The following is a 16,008-nucleotide window of genomic DNA, read 5'->3' as shown; positions in this document are numbered from 1 at the left end:
TTGTCAGATAACCATCGTTCGATCAGAGAGATTAGTAATCAATATTTACCAAATAAGCAAAGTTCCAAAAGAAAGTGGGTAGACTTTCCAAATTATTTACACCCAAAAGAAGACATTTCTTTTGGAACAAATCAAGACAGTGAACAGGAAATGACTGTGGAACATTATTTGCCTTTTTTAAAGCAACAGAAATCGGCTTTAGAAGAAAAAGATACTCCACAGACAAAAGATGGAATTTTCCAATCCTTTAAAGAAAGTAGTCAAAGAGGAAATAATCGGGAGAAATGGCGTAATTTTTTGCAAGAAAAGCCAGCGAGAAAAAGATTCACTCCTTCTACAGTTCCTTCTATTCTAAAAGGAATGCCGCCTTCAATGCCGAAAAAAGTAGAAATTCCTTATGAAGTATTAGAAGAGAGTTTAAGAGTGAATGCAGAAGATTTATTAATTTTTTCAAGTGAAGAAACACCTTTGATTAAGGTGGAAGAAGTGGAAGTATCGCAAAAAGTAGTGGAGAAATCTCCTAAAAAAGCAACAAAACTTCAATCAGATCTTCCATCAACACAAATAGTGCAAGAAACATTATTAAATCATTTACCTGATACGCAAGCGATGGAAGTTTTAGCTCCTGAATTGCAACCTTTACCAGGAAAGCAAAGAAGAGCAATGAATCGATCGTTATCATGGATTATGGAACAGGAACAAGGAAAAGATACATTACCATATAGTAAATAGTAAACATAGGAAGTGGAATTGATCATGGATAAAAGTAAAATTTATCATTTTACAGGTATAAAAGGCTCAGGAATGAGTGCATTAGCTTTAGTATTACATGGAGAAGGATATTCTGTTCAAGGTTCTGACTTGGAGAATTATTTCTTTACTCAAAAAGGGTTAGAAGATGCAGGAATCAAAATGTTTCCGTTTAGTGCAGATAATATTCAAGAAGGACAAATTGTCATTGCAGGAAATGCTTTTCCGGACAGCCATGAAGAATTAGTAGCAGCACGTGAAAAAGGAATTGAAGTGATTCGTTATCATAAATTTTTAGGTGAATTATTAAAAGGATACCAAAGTGTTGCAATAACAGGTTCGCATGGAAAAACAAGTACAACAGGATTATTATCTCATGTTTTAAGTGCAATGGAACCAACGAGTTATTTAATTGGAGACGGCACCGGTCATGGAGTAGAAGCATCTGAATATTTTGTATTAGAAGCGTGCGAATATAAGCGTCATTTTATGGCCTATAAACCAGATTATGCGATTATGACGAATATCGATTTTGATCATCCTGATTATTATACAGATATTGACGATGTTCAAAGCGCATTTGAATCATTTGGTCGTCAAGTGAAAAAAGGAATTATTGCTTGTGGAGATGATGAAAGACTACGTGAGTTAGATGTGACAACACCAATTACTTATTATGGTATTAGTGAATCCAATGATGTAGTTGCAGAAAATATTGAAAAAGATACAGAAGGTAGTCATTTTGATGTTTATATCCATGGTAAATTTTATGGAAAATTTGATATTCCAACATTTGGGACGCATAATATTTTAAATGCATTAGCAATTATTACTTTCTATTACTTAAATGATTTTAATCCAGAAGAATTGGCGATGAATTTAAAAACATTTGGCGGAGTCAAACGTCGTTTTTCTGAGAAAAAAATTAAAGAAATTACAGTGATTGATGATTATGCACACCATCCATCTGAAATTCGTGCAACATTAGATGCTGCAAGACAAAAATATCCAACAAAGAAAATTGTAGCTGTATTCCAACCACATACATTTACAAGAACAATCGCTTTGTTAGATGAATTTGCCCGTGCCTTATCATTAGCGGATGATGTGTATTTATGTGATATTTTTGCATCTGTTCGTGAAAAATCAGGAAATGTCTCGATTGAGGACTTAGCAGCGCTAGTTGAAGGTGAAGCAACAGTTTTAAAAATCGAAAATGTTTCGCCATTATTAACTTATAAGGATGCTGTTATTGTCTTTATGGGAGCAGGAGATGTTCAAAAGTTTGAATTTGCTTATGAGCAATTATTAAGTAGTACTTCTCCAACACAAAATTAATGATGAAAATTTAATGAAAATAGTTGACATTATATTTTCATTTTGCTAAAATGACATTGCTAAATTAAATATATGGTTATTGAACTTGAGGCGCGGATGACAAAAGTACGTGATTACGGAAAGGGGATTTCGCCGAAATGTAGCAAAGCTATGTTGGGGGCTGGTCATAATAGGTCAGTCACTGTCACACTCTCTGCCCAGAACAGTGTGAAGTGCAATCAATTACCGGGCAAAAGCAGTTTATGCTAATTTTTTCTGTACACTTTTTTAGAATAAGAGTCTATTCAGGGGAGATTGCGAACCTTTTGTTCGTAATCTCTCTTTTTTATTTGAGTCCTGAAGTTTATAGCCAATAGGAGAGGATTTTTATGAAAAAAAATTTATTAAAAGGATTATTAACTGTAGCAATTGGTTTAGGGTTAGCAGCATGTGGCAGTAAAGCAGCAAGCAACCAATTAGTAGTTGGGATGGAAGCGGGATATCCTCCATTTAACTGGACACAACAAACAGATGCTAACGGTGGAGTAAAAATCCAAGGAACAAATGACTATGCGGGCGGATATGATGTTGAAATTGCAAAACGTGTCGCTAAAAAATTAGATAAAGAATTGGTAATTGTAAAAACTGAGTGGGATGGCTTAACACCTGGTGTTGTTTCTGGTAAATTAGATGCAATCATAGCTGGTATGAGTCCAACTGCTGAAAGAAAAGAAGCGATTGATTTTTCAGATAACTATTACAAATCACAATTAGTAATGATTGTTAAAAAAGGTAGCAAATTCGAACAAGCTAAAACATTAGCTGATTTCTCAGGAGCTAAAGTAACTGGACAATTAAACACTTTCCACTATAGTGTGATTGACCAAATTCCAGGCGTTGCAAAACAACCTGCAATGGATAACTTCCCTGCAATGCGTGTAGCGTTACAAGCTGGAACAATTGATGCGTATGTTTCTGAATTACCTGAAGGTGTTTCTGCTCAAGCGGCAAATTCAGATTTTGTTATGATTAAATTAACAGATGGATTCCAAGCAAGTGATGAAGATACAGATACAGCTGTTGGATTGAAAAAAAATAACCCATTAAAAGATGCGATTAACAAAGCTTTGTCAGAAATTTCTGATGCAGAACGTCAACAAATTATGGATGAAGCAATCAAAAATCAACCTGCAGCAAAATAACATATTTTATTAGACTAGAAGGGGAAACTTTTCTAGATATATCACTAAAAAAGAAAGAGGATAAAGCATGAATATTGAATGGATTGTAAAAATTGTTCAAGATAATTGGCCAATGTTTCTAAATGGAGCTTGGGTGACGTTATATATTTCTATTATCGGTACAATTATTGGAACGGTTATCGGATTATTGATTGGTTTAGTAAAGACCATTCCGATGCCAGTAAAAGAATCGAAAAGAATCACTTTAAAAATTGCTAATGTAATTTTAACAGCTTATACAGAGTTCTTCAGAGGGACACCGATGATTGTACAAGCAATGGTTATCTATTATGGATCAGCTTTAGCATTTGGCATTGATATGGATCGTACATTTGCTGCGATTTTCATTGTATCGATTAATACGGGTGCTTATATGTCCGAAATTGTTCGTGGAGGAATTATTTCTATCGATAAAGGACAATTTGAAGCTGCTCAAGCGATTGGGATGACACATACTCAAACAATGATGAATGTTATCTTCCCTCAAGTAATTCGTAATATTTTACCAGCAACAGGTAATGAGTTTGTGATTAATATTAAAGATACTTCCGTGTTAAATGTTATTTCTGTTTCAGAATTATACTTTGCAACAAAAACAGTTGCGGGAGCAAACTTCCGTTACTTTGAAACATTCTTTGTCACATTGATTTTATACTTCATTATGACAACTGTTTTAACACAAATTTTACGTTATATTGAACGTAGAATGGACGGTCCAGATAACTATGAAATTATTCATTCAGATCCATTAAATTCTAATTCAATAGCATCTGTGTACGAAAAAACGAAAGGAAAAGGATAAGAATCATGAGTCAAGAAGTAGTAACGATTAAACATTTAAATAAAGTATTCGGGACTCATGAAGTCCTAAAAGACATTTCATTTTCAGTACAATCTGGTGAAGTAGTAACGATTATTGGTTCTTCTGGTTCAGGGAAATCCACATTGTTACGTTGTGTAAACTTATTAGAAAAACCAACTTCTGGTGAAATTTTATATAACGGAAAAAATATTTTAGATGAAGATACAAATATTTATGAATATCGTACACATTTAGGGATGGTATTCCAACAATTTAATTTATTTAACAACTTAAATGTACTAGAAAACTGTACAGTTGGTCCTATCAAAGTGTTGGAAAAATCAAAAGAAGAAGCTGAAGAAATTGCGGAAGGCTTTCTAGAAAAAGTTGGAATGAGTGCGTACTTAAATGCTCGTCCTCGTCAATTATCTGGTGGACAAAAACAACGTGTAGCCATTGCTAGAGCATTATCCATGCAACCAGATGTATTATTATTTGACGAACCAACTTCTGCATTAGATCCAGAGATGGTAAATGAAGTTTTAGAAACAATGAAGAGTTTAGCTCATACTGGGTTAACAATGATTATTGTAACTCATGAAATGGAATTTGCTAGAGACGTAAGTGACCGTGTTATCTTTATGGATAAAGGGGTTATTGCGGAAGAGGGAACTGCAGAGCAAATCTTTACAAATCCGCAAAAAGAAAGAACAAAAGAGTTCTTAATGCGTGTATTGTCGTAAATTGACTTTTCTAATAGAAGTAAAGAACGGCAGCAGATATCGAAAGGTATCTGATTCCGAAGTGTTTTTAAAGGGAATTAAAAAGGAGAGTTTTTACGTTTAATGGCTCCTGTTGGACAGTGAGTATAGGCTTCTTTAAAGGCTTCTATTTCTTGTTCAGGGATTGGGAGGCTTCCGGTATTGTTATCTTGTTTGATAAAAGCTATCCCATCAGTATCGTACTCAAAAAGATTGCTAGCTTTCAATTGGCAAATGCCGCAGGCGATACAACTTTCACAGTCTACTCTTCCATAGATAGGATTTGTTTTTTTTGAATTCATATAAGAAACTCCGTTTGTAGATAATAATGATTATTGTAAGTTTCTCATATTTTTTAAAAATTTTCAAAATATTTAAAAAATCGATGACAATATTAAAAATTATGCTAAAATACAATGTAAAGAAGGAAAAGATTGCATATTATAGATGAAATATGCTATAGTTTTATATGAGAAAAGTCTAAAGACGACAGTGGTTGAATTTAGGAGGATTTTTAATGACTGATAATTTAAATAATGAAAGAAACCCAAAAGAAGACCAACCATGGGATCGCCAATTTGGTGAAGATACGCAAAAAGCACGTCAGTATTCACGTAGTGCTCGTAATGCTAATGGTAAAGCATCAGCACCTTTATTAAGTGTACTACTATTTGTATTCATTGTAGTAGTAGTATCTCCATTATTATTTATGATGTGGTTCTATTGGTCAAGTTCAAAAGCTGAGGTTAAACCTCGTACAGCAGATGAAGTTATGTTGACAAAAGTAGTAGAAACAACTACAGCAGAAACAACTACAACAGAAACAACGGTTTCTACAACAAATGCGAATACTACAACTTCATCATCTAATTCAAGACAACAACAAAATAATCAAAGAGAACAGAATACGCCTGAGGCACCTACTACTCAAAATGGTGCATATGGAAGTCATACTGTTCAGGCTGGTGAAACATTATATAGAATTGCAGTGAATCATGGAATGGACGTTGATACATTAAAATCGATTAATGGATTAACAACAAATAATATTTCACCTGGAATGCAATTAAAAGTATTACAACCAAGACAATAACAGCTAAAGGCTGGGCAGCAAGTCCAGCCTTTTAGGTTGTTATAGGGAAAAATTTAAAAATCTAAAGGAGATATATGTTATGCAAGTTGCAATTGATGGACCTGCTTCATCTGGGAAAAGTACTATTTCAAAATTAATTGCGAAAGAAAATCACTTTTTATATTTAGATACAGGTGCGATGTATCGTGTGGTGACATTAGCAGTTTTACGTAACCACATTTCATTAGAAGACCATGATGCTATTAATGAGTTAGTTCAAAATATTGAAATTCGTTTTACAATGAAAGATGGAAAGCAAAGTGTATTTATGAACGGGGAAGATGTCACAGATGAGATTAGAAGTGTGGAAGTGACTAAAAATGTTTCTGCAGTTTCTGCACTAAAAGAAGTTCGTACTAGATTAGTTCATTTACAACAGGAAATTGCGGAAAATCATTCGATTATTATGGATGGAAGAGATATTGGGACAGTTGTACTTCCTCAAGCAGATATTAAAATTTTTCTTGTAGCAAGTGTTGAAGAACGTGCAAAACGTAGATATATAGAAAATCAAGAAAAAGGTATTGAGATGTCTTATGAGGAATTGGTGGAAGATATTCGACGTCGTGATTATATTGATTCTACTCGCAAAGAATCTCCCCTAAAAAAAGCAGATGATGCTATAGAAGTTGATACAACTAAAATGACGATTGAAGATGTTGTAAAAACAGTGACTGCATTCATTCAAAAGAACCAATAGTATAGCCATTTTCAAAGGTTATTACTAGAATTGCGAAAGAAATAGTGATATGATGTTAAAAGGAGAAAAAATAAATTTTTAGGATTATTTTTTCGTTCGAATGAATGGTTGCGTTATAGGAGGAAGTTAAATGTCAGAATTACAAACAATGCAAGATGCACTTGATATTGTAAAAGATATCCAAGTTGGAGACTTAGTTCAAGGAGAAGTACTTGTTTTACAAGATAAACAAGCTATCGTTGGTATTATTGGTGGAGGTGTTGAAGGTGTTATTCCTTTTAAGGAATTATCAGCAACTCCATTTGAAAAAATTGAAGATATTGTAAAAGTGGGAGATGTATTAGATTTAGTAGTTATTAAACCGATTAAAGATAAAGAAAATGGCAGTTTCTTACTTTCAAAACGTCGTGTAGATGCTCGTAAAGTTTGGGAAGAACTTCAATCTAAAGCAGATAATCATGTACAAGTAGAAGGAACTGTTAAAGATGTTGTTAAAGGCGGATTGGTAGTAGATGCCGGTGTTCGTGCATTTGTTCCAGCTTCAATGATTTCTGACCACTTTGTTTCAGATTTGAAACAATTTAAAGGACAAACATTAGTATTTGATATTGTTGAAATTTTACCTTCAGATAATCGTTTAATTTTATCTCGTAAAGAAATCGTTGCTAATGAAAAGGCAGCAAAACGTGCTTCTGCATTAGAAGCAGTATATGAAGGAGCAGTTGTTACAGGTAAAGTTGCTCGTTTAACAAACTTTGGTGCTTTCATTGATTTAGGTGGAATTGATGGATTAGTTCATGTTTCTGAAATTTCTCATGAACATGTATCAAAACCAAGTGATTTCTTAGCAGTTGGACAAACTGTAGAAGCAAAAGTTATTGGATTAGATGCTGAGAAAGGTCGTATTTCTCTATCAATTAAAGAAACAGTTGCTGGACCTTGGGACAACATTACTGAACGTGTAGCAGTTGATTCTACATTAGTTGGTACTGTTAAACGTTTTGCAGCGTTTGGTGCATTTGTTGAATTATTCCCTGGAGTAGAAGGGTTAGTTCATATTTCTCAAATTGCTCATAAACATATCGCAACTCCTCAAGAAGTTCTTCAAGTAGGACAAGAAGTAAGTGTTAAAGTTTTAGATGTAAATGAAGTTGAAAAACGCATTTCATTAAGTATTAAAGCTTTAGAAGAAGCTCCAGTTGTTGAAAAACCTGAAGTTGAGGAAGTTGTGGAAGAAGAATACGTTTTACCTGAAGAAGATGTGACATTTTCATTAGCAGATCGCTTAGGTGAACAATTATCTGAATTAGTTGTTGAAGACTAATAGAAAATATTAAATTAGGGTGAGGTTGGGAAAAACTCCCAGCCTCATTTTTTGAGAAAGGAGGAATTTTGATGTCAACACCAGTTATTGCGATTGTAGGTCGTCCAAATGTTGGGAAGTCTACAATTTTCAATCGAGTTGTTGGTGAAAGAATTTCGATTGTAGAAGATATCGCTGGAGTAACGAGAGATAGAATTTATTCTGAAGGTGAATGGTTAGGACATCAATTCCATATTATTGATACAGGTGGTATTGATATTACAGATGAACCATTTATGTCGAATATTCGTATGCAAGCTGAAATTGCAATGGAAGAAGCAGATGTCATTATTTTCTTAACAAGTGTTAAAGAAGGTGTAACATCAACGGATGAACATATTGCAAAAATGCTTTACCGTACTAATAAGCCAGTATTATTAGCAGTTAATAAAGTGGATAACCCAGAATTAAGATCCGATATTTTTGATTTTTATGCATTAGGGTTTGGAGAACCATTCCCAATTTCAGGAAGTCATGGGTTAGGACTTGGAGATTTATTAGATGCTGCAGTGAAGGCTTTCCCTGAACATGATAATGAAGAAGATGATACTGATGTCGTTCGTTTTAGTTTTATCGGTCGTCCAAATGTAGGAAAATCTAGTTTAGTGAATGCGATGTTAGGGGAAGAACGTGTTATCGTATCGAATGTCGCAGGAACAACTCGTGACGCCATCGATACAAGTTTTACGGACGAAGAAGGTACAATCTTTAAAATGATTGATACAGCAGGGATTCGTAAAAAAGGACGTGTTTTCGAATCGACTGAAAAATACAGTGTTTTACGTGCATTAAGAGCGATTGAACGTAGTGACATTGTTTGTGTTGTCTTGAATGCTGAAGAGGGAATTCAAGAACAAGATAAGAAAATTGCAGGATACGCTCACGAAGCTGGAAAAGGTGTCATTATTTTAGTGAATAAATGGGATACTTTAGAAAAAGATAATTCAACTTTTAAAGAGTTTGAAGATAATATTCGTAAAGAATTCCTATACTTATCTTATGCACCAATTTTGTTCGTTTCAGCTAAAACAAAACAAAGATTGGTCAGAATTGCACCATTATTAAAAGAAATTCATGAAGTTCGTTCTAAACGTATTTCATCCTCGATTTTAAATGATGTATTAATGGATGCTATTGCAATGAATCCGACTCCAACAGATAAAGGAAATCGATTGAAGATTTATTATATGACACAAGTGGCGATTCAACCACCAACATTTGTTGTTTTTGTCAATGATGTAGAATTAATGCACTTTTCATACGAACGTTTCTTAGAAAATCGAATTCGTGCTGCCTTTGGATTTGAAGGAACACCGATTCATATGATTGTTCGTCAAAGAAAATGATAAAATCCTAGTATTATTCGTTGAAAGTCCGTTAATCAAATGGTATACTTGTCTAGAAATCAACAGTAAGGTTTCCAGTATTATTGGACCACTCAATAAGTACTGAATTATTTCTTGTGTGATGGAGGTGAAACTAACATGGCAAATAAAGCAGAATTAGTAGATCGCGTAGCTAAAAAAACGCAATTAACAAAGAAAGATGTTTCAGCAGTAGTTGATGCATTATTCGAAACAATTCAAGAAGCATTACAAGCAGGTGAAAAAGTACAAGTTATCGGATTTGGTAACTTTGAAGTACGTGAACGTGCTGCTCGTAAAGGACGTAACCCTCAATCAGGTGAAGAAATCCAAATCGAAGCAAGCAAAGTTCCTGCATTCAAAGCAGGTAAAGCTTTGAAAGATGCTGTAAAAAACTAATCAGTTTATTATGACATTATCATAGAAACTAGTTCCTAAAGGTGCTATATTAGAGTTAAATCAATATAGCATCTTTTTTGTTGCCTACAGAAATGGAGAAATTATGAAATCAATCGTTGAACAAATTCAAAATGCATTAGAAGAACAAGAGTTAGAAAAAGTTTATTCACTTTTCCATCAGTTTATGAATGAAGTGACAGAGGATAAAATTGAAGAATTAATCGATTTAGCTGCATTTACTGCAAGTAGTGGATTTTTTGATGAAGCAAGACAGGCGTATGTATTATTAACTCAATTTGAACCTGAAGAATCCGCTTGGACTATTTTATTAGCTGAACTATTAGTGAATCAAGGCGAGTATGATCAAGCTTTATCTGTTTTATATGATATTCCTGAAGATAACCCGAACTACCCAAGTGTTTTAGTGATTTTATCAGAGTTATATAAAGTCCAAGGCTATTATGATGTAGCTGAAAGAAAACTATTATTGGCAAAAGAATTAGCTCCAAAAGAAGCCATTTTAGATTTCTATCTTGGCACTTTATTATTTGAATCTGGTTCGATGGAGAGAAGTGCGCAATATTTAGAAAGATTTTTAAAATATTCAACTGAAGAAACTGGAGAAGAAAAACGAGCTAGAGAATTATTAGTAGAAGCTTCTTTGGAAATTGGAAATGACGAACCTTTACAAGAACTAGTATCCGATGAAGGATTAGAATTATCTTCTAATGAATTATTAATAAGTATTGCAAAACATGATATTCAAGAAGAAAATTATGACCATGCCCGAAAATTATATCAAGAAATCTTATCTCGTGATGAAGAAAACTATGAAGCCTTACTAGGATTAAGTCATATTCAAATGTTTAAACATGAGTATTTAAAAGCGATTATGAGTTTATCTAAAATGACAGAAACTTATCCATATGAGAAAGACCCATTCTTTAGTTTAGGTGTAAGTTATTTATCAATTGGACAAATGGAAAAAGGACAAGAAGCGTTAAAACAAGCTTATGAATTATCTCCTGAATCATTTGAAATTATGCAAGCTTATACAGAAGTTTTATTATATCAAGAAGAGTTTGAAGAAGTTCAAGCTATTTTAGCATCGGAGATAGAAGAGGGACTTGAAAATGGTCAAATTTTCTATTTAATGGCAAGAGCAAAAGAAGGTTCAGAAGAATTCGAAGAAGCATTGGAATTTTATCAAAAAGCTAGTGTTGACTTAAAGGATTCAGTAGAGTTTATTGTGGATTATGTCAGATTCCTTCGTGAGGAAGGTAGAATTGCCCAAGCAAAAGAATGGTTGGAACATGGACAAAAGCTAGAACCATTAAATGAGGATTTACAAGAATTACAACAATATTTTGAAGCATAAGGAGTGGAAAAGATGTTTCAACCAAGTTTAGATGATAAGAAAAATTTTATTTCATGGTTTGTATCGAATCATGCTTTAAAAAGAAGAGAAGCGCTATGGATTTTAAATTATTTATTAAATCATGAATTATTACTAAAACAAATTCATTTTGTGGAAAGAGTGGATTGTACACCAAAAGGGATGTGGTTTTCGACAGATAAAGCGCCTGATGAATCGTTTTATTTTTATAAAGCAGGAACACGTTTTAATAATCCGGAGCAAGCATTCCATGATATTCGTTTGAATTGGAAAGAAGAATGTTATATTGAAATGGAATTTGAAGATGCTTACTTAACCATGGTAAAATTTGGTATACTAGAAAAGAATCCTTTTTATGAAGAAGAAAGTTCTTCTGATGAAGAAGTTCATCAAGCATTAGCAGAAATTCAAACAGATGTCTTAAAACAAGAAATTTTAACGCAAATTGATCAAGCGTTAGAAACTGGTAATCAAGAGTTGTTTATTAAATTAACAGAAAAATTAAAAGAACTAGAAAAGTAAGAGAAAGAGAGGCGAGTGAATGTCTATTCAAAAAGAACCATTATTTTTAGAAGCATTACCTGTGATGCAACAATTGGTGGATGCTGGATATGAAGCTTATTTTGTTGGTGGTTCCGTAAGAGATATGCTCCTTCATAAGCCTATTTCAGATGTAGATATTGCCACAAGTGCTACACCACAAGAAGTTAAAGAAATCTTTCCTCATACAGTAGATGTAGGGATTGAACATGGGACAGTTATGGTTATCTATCATAAAGAAGGTTATGAAGTTACAACTTTTCGAACAGAAGAAGGTTATGAAGATTTTAGACATCCAGATAAAGTGACCTTTGTTCGCTCGCTAGAAGAAGATTTAAAACGACGTGATTTCACGATTAATGCATTAGCAATCGGGATAGATGACCAATTAATGGATTTCTTCGATGGAATTGGAGATTTAGAACGCCAATGTATTCGATGTGTTGGAGATGCAAAAGAACGTTTCAATGAAGATGCGTTACGAATGTTTCGTGCGGTGCGTTTTGTCGGTCAATTAGGATTTCAGATTGAACAAGAAACGAAGAATGCTATTTCTTTATTGAAAATGAATTTATCTAAAGTAGCCGTGGAACGGATGAAAGTTGAATTTGAAAAAATGATTCAAAGTGGTCATCGTAAAGAAGCGTTGCAATTATTTGTTGAAACGGGCTTATATCAAGCTTGTCCATTATTTGAGGGGAAAGAAGACATTCTTTTGAAAATTGCACAATTTCCTTTAAAAGAAATGAGCGTCTTACAAGCTTGGATTTTATTTGTAGATGAATTGAATTTTAGCGATAAAGAAGTAACTCACTTATTGAAATCTTGGAAGTCTTCGAATGAACAAATCCGAGACGTACTAGTGGGGTATAGAACGTATCGTGCACGAAAAGAAGAAAAGTGGAATTTCCTTTTAGCGTATAATTGTCCTTATGAAGTTGCCTGTGAAGTAGAGCAATTATTGATTGCTCAAGATAAAAGTACTTCTATGAAAAGCTTAGAAGCAACGTATCATTCTTTACCGATTCGTTCGATGAATGATATTCATTTAAATGGGCATGATATTATTCGTATTTTAAAATTAAATAAAAAAGGTCCTATTATTGGGCAAGTATTAAAAACGGTTGAAAAAATGATTTTAGAACAAAGTATTTTCAATGATGCTGAAGTGTTGGAAACGTATGTTTTATCTCACTTTGGAGGAAAGAGTGTATAATCGTTGAAAATATTCAAGTTCAATGGTAAAATTCGAAGAGTAAAGAATAAAAAAGTGTTTTCACTGCTCATAATGGTGAGAACATGCATGAAAAAGGAGAGACTTTTATGAAAAAAGTAATGTCAGGATTACGTTTTGTATTCCGTAACGGAGAAACATGGACGATTAACCGTCGTTTAATTGGAGATTTATGGATCAAACAAGTTACAACATCGTTTGGTCGTATTAATGGAAGTGAATTCCAAGAAATTCATCCATGTGAATCATTACGTATTGAAGTGTTTCCTGAAGCAGACCACGTAATGTCTGAAGACATTAACTTAGGTGGATTAGAATTAGGAATGTTCGAGCGTGTTAAAAAATATAGCGATATCGAATTAATGGATATTTTATATTTAGATAGTGACCATCCAAAATCAGATGTAATTGTTTCAACTGATCGTGTTTACTTCCCATATAGTCCAGTGGATGAAGATGGTAATGATAATAAATACCAAAGTTCAGCTATTGGAACACATGGTCATTTATACATTGTCATTGACCCAGAGAAAACTGTGGAAGATATTTACCCAGAGATCTAATTTTGAAGGACTTTTCTGTTGTAGTAGTGGACGGAAGCAGCCACCTGCGGTGTCTCATCCCTAAAATTCGAACCTAGGTCTCGAATTTTCCAGTACTACGGCGAAAAGTCCTTCTCCATTTTTACGTAAGGATATGAAGGTACTTATAAGAATAAGACTCTTTGATTTAGTAGTAAAGGACGCCAGCAGCTTTGCGAAGCGAATCTCATGGCTAACATACTACTAGTAAGAAGTCTTTCTTTTTTTATTGCTAAATTAAAGGGATAGGCTATAATATGATTAAGGAGGCGTATTATGAATGATTTTACAGAAGTAACCCTACAAAAAGAAGTGAAATACAAAGGTGGTATTTTTACAGTTGAACACCATTTAGTATCTCTTCCAAATGGTAAACAATCAACGAGAGATATTGTTTTACATAATGGAGCAGTAGCAGTTCTTGTTGTTCACGAAGGAAAGATTTTATTAGTTCGTCAATATCGTAAAGCTATTGAAGCTCATACATTAGAAATTCCAGCAGGTAAATTAGATCATGATGGAGAAAGCCCATTAGAAGCAGCAAAAAGGGAGTTAGAAGAAGAGGCGCAATTAAGTGCAAATGAATGGAAAAAAGTAGTTGATTTAGTCCCAACTCCTGGATATTGTAATGAAAAAATTCATTTGTATGAAGCAAAAGAAATTCATCATTTAGAGAATGCTGCCCCTTTAGATGAAGATGAATTTGTTTCAATTGAGTGGGTTCCCGTGGAAGAAGTGATTCAAAAAATCCATAATGGAGAAATTACTGATGCCAAAACGATTATCGCTGTTCAATATGCAGCATTGCATCAATAGGAGAAAATATGTCGAAAGAACCATTGTTAACACGCAAAGCTTTGAGAGAACATGTAGTAGAGCGAAAAAGGTCTCAAGAAAGTGAAGAGGTTGAATGGAATGATTCGCCCGTTCCTAAAAAGCCTTTTTTGGAAAGATATAATCACTTTTTAACCATTTGGATGATTGCAATGATGATACTGATTATTGTAGCAATCGGAGTTCAAATCTTTTTATAATGAATAGTTTATGTTAGGGCTAGACAATTTATAAGAGCTTTGATAAAATAACACATATATTTAAAGACATTGATGGAAAAGGGTTTTAGAAATTTTCATTATTAGGGAGAAAGGTCAGCGACTGAAAGCCTTTCATGAAACTCTACAACTTTTCACTTCCGAAGTCGCCATTGGGATTCAATAAGATGAATAATGGATCGGTTCGTTACCGTTAATAACGCCGAGTGCCTGCAATGCAGGAATGAGGGTGGTACCGCGATAAATTTCGTCCCTTACAATTTTTAGGAATTGTAAGGGGCTTTTTGTTTATTAAAATGATTTATAGGAGGAAACAAAATGAATTTAGCAGAAATGAAACAACAATTTGATGCGATTCGTCAAGATGTATTAGCTGCATTAGAAACTGTTCAAACATTAAAAGAAGTTGAACAAATTCGTGTGCAACAATTAGGGAAAAAAGGGCCTATTACGGAAGTTCTAAAAAATATTAAAAATATTGTTCCAGAAGAACGTCCACAAGTAGGAGCTTTAGCGAACGAATTACGTAGTGTGATTGAAGAAAAAATTACAAGCATTAAAGCTGATTTAGAAGCAAAAGCATTAGTAGAATCTTTACGTAATGAAACAATTGATGTGACAATGCCAGGTCGTCCAATAAGTGTAGGGACAAAACATGTATTAAGTCACGTTAGTGATGAAGTGGAAGATTTCTTCATTGGATTAGGATATCAAGTAGTAGAAGGTCCAGAAGTAGAATCAGACCACTATAACTTCGAAATGATGAACTTACCAAAAGATCATCCTGCTCGTGATATGCAAGATACATTTTATATTACACCAGAGTATTTATTACGTACGCAAACTTCACCAGTTCAAGCAAGAACGATGGAAAAACATGATTTCTCTAAAGGCCCATTAAAAATGATTAGTCCAGGGCGTGTATTTAGACGTGATAATGATGATGCGACTCATTCCCATCAATTCTATCAAATTGAAGGATTAGTAATTGATAAACATATTACAATGGCAGACTTAAAAGGAACATTAGCTGCATTTGCTAAAGAATTATTTGGTCAAGAACGTGAAGTTCGCCTACGTCCAAGTTATTTTCCATTTACAGAACCTTCGTTAGAAGTAGATATTAGCTGTTTCAAATGTGGTGGACAAGGTTGTTCGATTTGTAAAGGAACAGGTTGGATTGAAATTTTAGGTTCAGGAATGGTTCATCCAAATGTATTAGAAGCTGCTGGAGTAGATTCAAGCGTTTATGGTGGATTTGCCTTTGGATTAGGACAAGATCGTATTGCAATGTTGAAATATGGAATCGAAGATATTCGTTCGCTTTATACGAATGATGTTCGTTTCTTAAATCAATTCACGAAGTAAGGAGAAGA

The 16,008-nt window shown here is 33.8% G+C and carries 16 protein-coding genes, 1 pseudogene and 1 riboswitch; of the genes and pseudogenes, 16 read left to right on the top strand and 1 reads right to left on the bottom strand.

Translation table 11 applies throughout. The annotated features are described in order from the left end of the window. The 4 genes and pseudogenes from LK443_RS00150 (at window position 1) to LK443_RS00135 (ending at window position 4,853) form a co-directional block, all read left to right on the top strand. Window positions 1-732 (top strand): hypothetical protein, encoded by a 732-nt coding sequence (locus tag LK443_RS00150; RefSeq protein ID WP_227931648.1) that lies wholly within the window; start codon window positions 1-3, stop codon window positions 730-732. Window positions 733-753: 21 nt separating this feature from the next. Further along, window positions 754-2,088: a UDP-N-acetylmuramate--L-alanine ligase gene (murC, locus tag LK443_RS00145; protein ID WP_227932499.1), complete on the top strand. Its 1,335-nt coding sequence runs from the start codon at window positions 754-756 to the stop codon at window positions 2,086-2,088. A gap of 77 nt (window positions 2,089-2,165) precedes the next feature. Continuing rightward, a riboswitch (Lysine riboswitch) is annotated at window positions 2,166-2,313 on the top strand. A 143-nt stretch (window positions 2,314-2,456) separates the two neighbouring features. Then, window positions 2,457-4,110: pseudogene (locus LK443_RS00140) on the top strand (ABC transporter permease subunit). 5 nt (window positions 4,111-4,115) lie between these two features. Next, complete coding sequence (locus tag LK443_RS00135; RefSeq protein WP_227931647.1) at window positions 4,116-4,853, top strand: amino acid ABC transporter ATP-binding protein; 738 nt, start codon at window positions 4,116-4,118, stop codon at window positions 4,851-4,853. A 77-nt stretch (window positions 4,854-4,930) separates the two neighbouring features. On the opposite strand, the gene LK443_RS00130 is transcribed toward LK443_RS00135, so the two are convergent. After that, entirely contained in the window at window positions 4,931-5,173 is a 243-nt protein-coding gene (locus LK443_RS00130) for a ferredoxin (protein ID WP_227931646.1), read from the bottom strand. A 215-nt stretch (window positions 5,174-5,388) separates the two neighbouring features. Between LK443_RS00130 and LK443_RS00125 the strand changes: the two genes are divergently transcribed. The 12 genes from LK443_RS00125 (at window position 5,389) to pheS (ending at window position 16,000) form a co-directional block, all read left to right on the top strand. Next, entirely contained in the window at window positions 5,389-5,964 is a 576-nt protein-coding gene (locus LK443_RS00125; protein ID WP_227931645.1) for an SAG1386/EF1546 family surface-associated protein, read from the top strand. Between the two features lie 79 nt (window positions 5,965-6,043). Continuing rightward, window positions 6,044-6,703, top strand: a complete 660-nt coding sequence (gene cmk / locus LK443_RS00120; protein ID WP_227931644.1) for a (d)CMP kinase — start codon at window positions 6,044-6,046, stop codon at window positions 6,701-6,703. Between the two features lie 130 nt (window positions 6,704-6,833). Then, window positions 6,834-8,027 (top strand): 30S ribosomal protein S1, encoded by a 1,194-nt coding sequence (gene rpsA, locus LK443_RS00115; protein WP_227931643.1) that lies wholly within the window; start codon window positions 6,834-6,836, stop codon window positions 8,025-8,027. Between the two features lie 71 nt (window positions 8,028-8,098). Then, entirely contained in the window at window positions 8,099-9,412 is a 1,314-nt protein-coding gene (der, locus tag LK443_RS00110; RefSeq protein ID WP_227931642.1) for a ribosome biogenesis GTPase Der, read from the top strand. A gap of 138 nt (window positions 9,413-9,550) precedes the next feature. Further along, window positions 9,551-9,829, top strand: coding sequence for an HU family DNA-binding protein (locus LK443_RS00105; protein ID WP_227931641.1), 279 nt, complete (start codon window positions 9,551-9,553; stop codon window positions 9,827-9,829). 103 nt (window positions 9,830-9,932) lie between these two features. After that, entirely contained in the window at window positions 9,933-11,207 is a 1,275-nt protein-coding gene (locus LK443_RS00100) for a tetratricopeptide repeat protein (protein ID WP_227931640.1), read from the top strand. 12 nt (window positions 11,208-11,219) lie between these two features. Next, the gene (locus LK443_RS00095; RefSeq protein WP_227931639.1) at window positions 11,220-11,747 is read left to right on the top strand and encodes a YpiB family protein; all 528 of its coding nucleotides are present in this window, start codon (window positions 11,220-11,222) and stop codon (window positions 11,745-11,747) included. A 19-nt stretch (window positions 11,748-11,766) separates the two neighbouring features. After that, window positions 11,767-12,981, top strand: coding sequence for a CCA tRNA nucleotidyltransferase (locus tag LK443_RS00090; RefSeq protein WP_227931638.1), 1,215 nt, complete (start codon window positions 11,767-11,769; stop codon window positions 12,979-12,981). A 107-nt stretch (window positions 12,982-13,088) separates the two neighbouring features. After that, the gene (locus LK443_RS00085; protein ID WP_227931637.1) at window positions 13,089-13,562 is read left to right on the top strand and encodes a hypothetical protein; all 474 of its coding nucleotides are present in this window, start codon (window positions 13,089-13,091) and stop codon (window positions 13,560-13,562) included. A 294-nt stretch (window positions 13,563-13,856) separates the two neighbouring features. Continuing rightward, on the top strand, window positions 13,857-14,396 hold the full coding sequence (locus tag LK443_RS00080; RefSeq protein ID WP_227931636.1) for an NUDIX hydrolase: 540 nt from the start codon (window positions 13,857-13,859) through the stop codon (window positions 14,394-14,396). 8 nt (window positions 14,397-14,404) lie between these two features. Further along, window positions 14,405-14,614 (top strand): hypothetical protein, encoded by a 210-nt coding sequence (locus LK443_RS00075; protein ID WP_227931635.1) that lies wholly within the window; start codon window positions 14,405-14,407, stop codon window positions 14,612-14,614. Between the two features lie 336 nt (window positions 14,615-14,950). Beyond that, the gene (gene pheS, locus LK443_RS00070; RefSeq protein WP_227931634.1) at window positions 14,951-16,000 is read left to right on the top strand and encodes a phenylalanine--tRNA ligase subunit alpha; all 1,050 of its coding nucleotides are present in this window, start codon (window positions 14,951-14,953) and stop codon (window positions 15,998-16,000) included. Window positions 16,001-16,008: the final 8 nt, after the last annotated feature.

The organism is Granulicatella elegans (assembly GCF_020735385.1).
Classification (GTDB): Bacteria; Bacillota; Bacilli; order Lactobacillales; family Aerococcaceae; genus Granulicatella; species Granulicatella elegans_B.
The sequence above is the reverse complement of the archived record's forward strand: the minus strand, read 5'-3'. Positions and strand labels throughout refer to the sequence as shown.

Excerpts from the sequence above, each read along its gene's own strand:
- LK443_RS00135 (WP_227931647.1), top strand. The coding sequence starts at position 4,116 with ATGAGTCAAGAAGTAGTAACGATTAAACATTTAAATAAAGTATTCGGG.
- LK443_RS00130 (WP_227931646.1), bottom strand. The coding sequence starts at position 5,173 with ATGAATTCAAAAAAAACAAATCCTATCTATGGAAGAGTAGACTGTGAA.
- LK443_RS00080 (WP_227931636.1), top strand. The coding sequence starts at position 13,857 with ATGAATGATTTTACAGAAGTAACCCTACAAAAAGAAGTGAAATACAAA.
- cmk (WP_227931644.1), top strand. The coding sequence starts at position 6,044 with ATGCAAGTTGCAATTGATGGACCTGCTTCATCTGGGAAAAGTACTATT.
- pheS (WP_227931634.1), top strand. The coding sequence starts at position 14,951 with ATGAATTTAGCAGAAATGAAACAACAATTTGATGCGATTCGTCAAGAT.
- LK443_RS00095 (WP_227931639.1), top strand. The coding sequence starts at position 11,220 with ATGTTTCAACCAAGTTTAGATGATAAGAAAAATTTTATTTCATGGTTT.
- LK443_RS00125 (WP_227931645.1), top strand. The coding sequence starts at position 5,389 with ATGACTGATAATTTAAATAATGAAAGAAACCCAAAAGAAGACCAACCA.
- rpsA (WP_227931643.1), top strand. The coding sequence starts at position 6,834 with ATGTCAGAATTACAAACAATGCAAGATGCACTTGATATTGTAAAAGAT.
- LK443_RS00090 (WP_227931638.1), top strand. The coding sequence starts at position 11,767 with ATGTCTATTCAAAAAGAACCATTATTTTTAGAAGCATTACCTGTGATG.
- LK443_RS00085 (WP_227931637.1), top strand. The coding sequence starts at position 13,089 with ATGAAAAAAGTAATGTCAGGATTACGTTTTGTATTCCGTAACGGAGAA.
- LK443_RS00075 (WP_227931635.1), top strand. The coding sequence starts at position 14,405 with ATGTCGAAAGAACCATTGTTAACACGCAAAGCTTTGAGAGAACATGTA.
- LK443_RS00105 (WP_227931641.1), top strand. The coding sequence starts at position 9,551 with ATGGCAAATAAAGCAGAATTAGTAGATCGCGTAGCTAAAAAAACGCAA.
- LK443_RS00100 (WP_227931640.1), top strand. The coding sequence starts at position 9,933 with ATGAAATCAATCGTTGAACAAATTCAAAATGCATTAGAAGAACAAGAG.
- der (WP_227931642.1), top strand. The coding sequence starts at position 8,099 with ATGTCAACACCAGTTATTGCGATTGTAGGTCGTCCAAATGTTGGGAAG.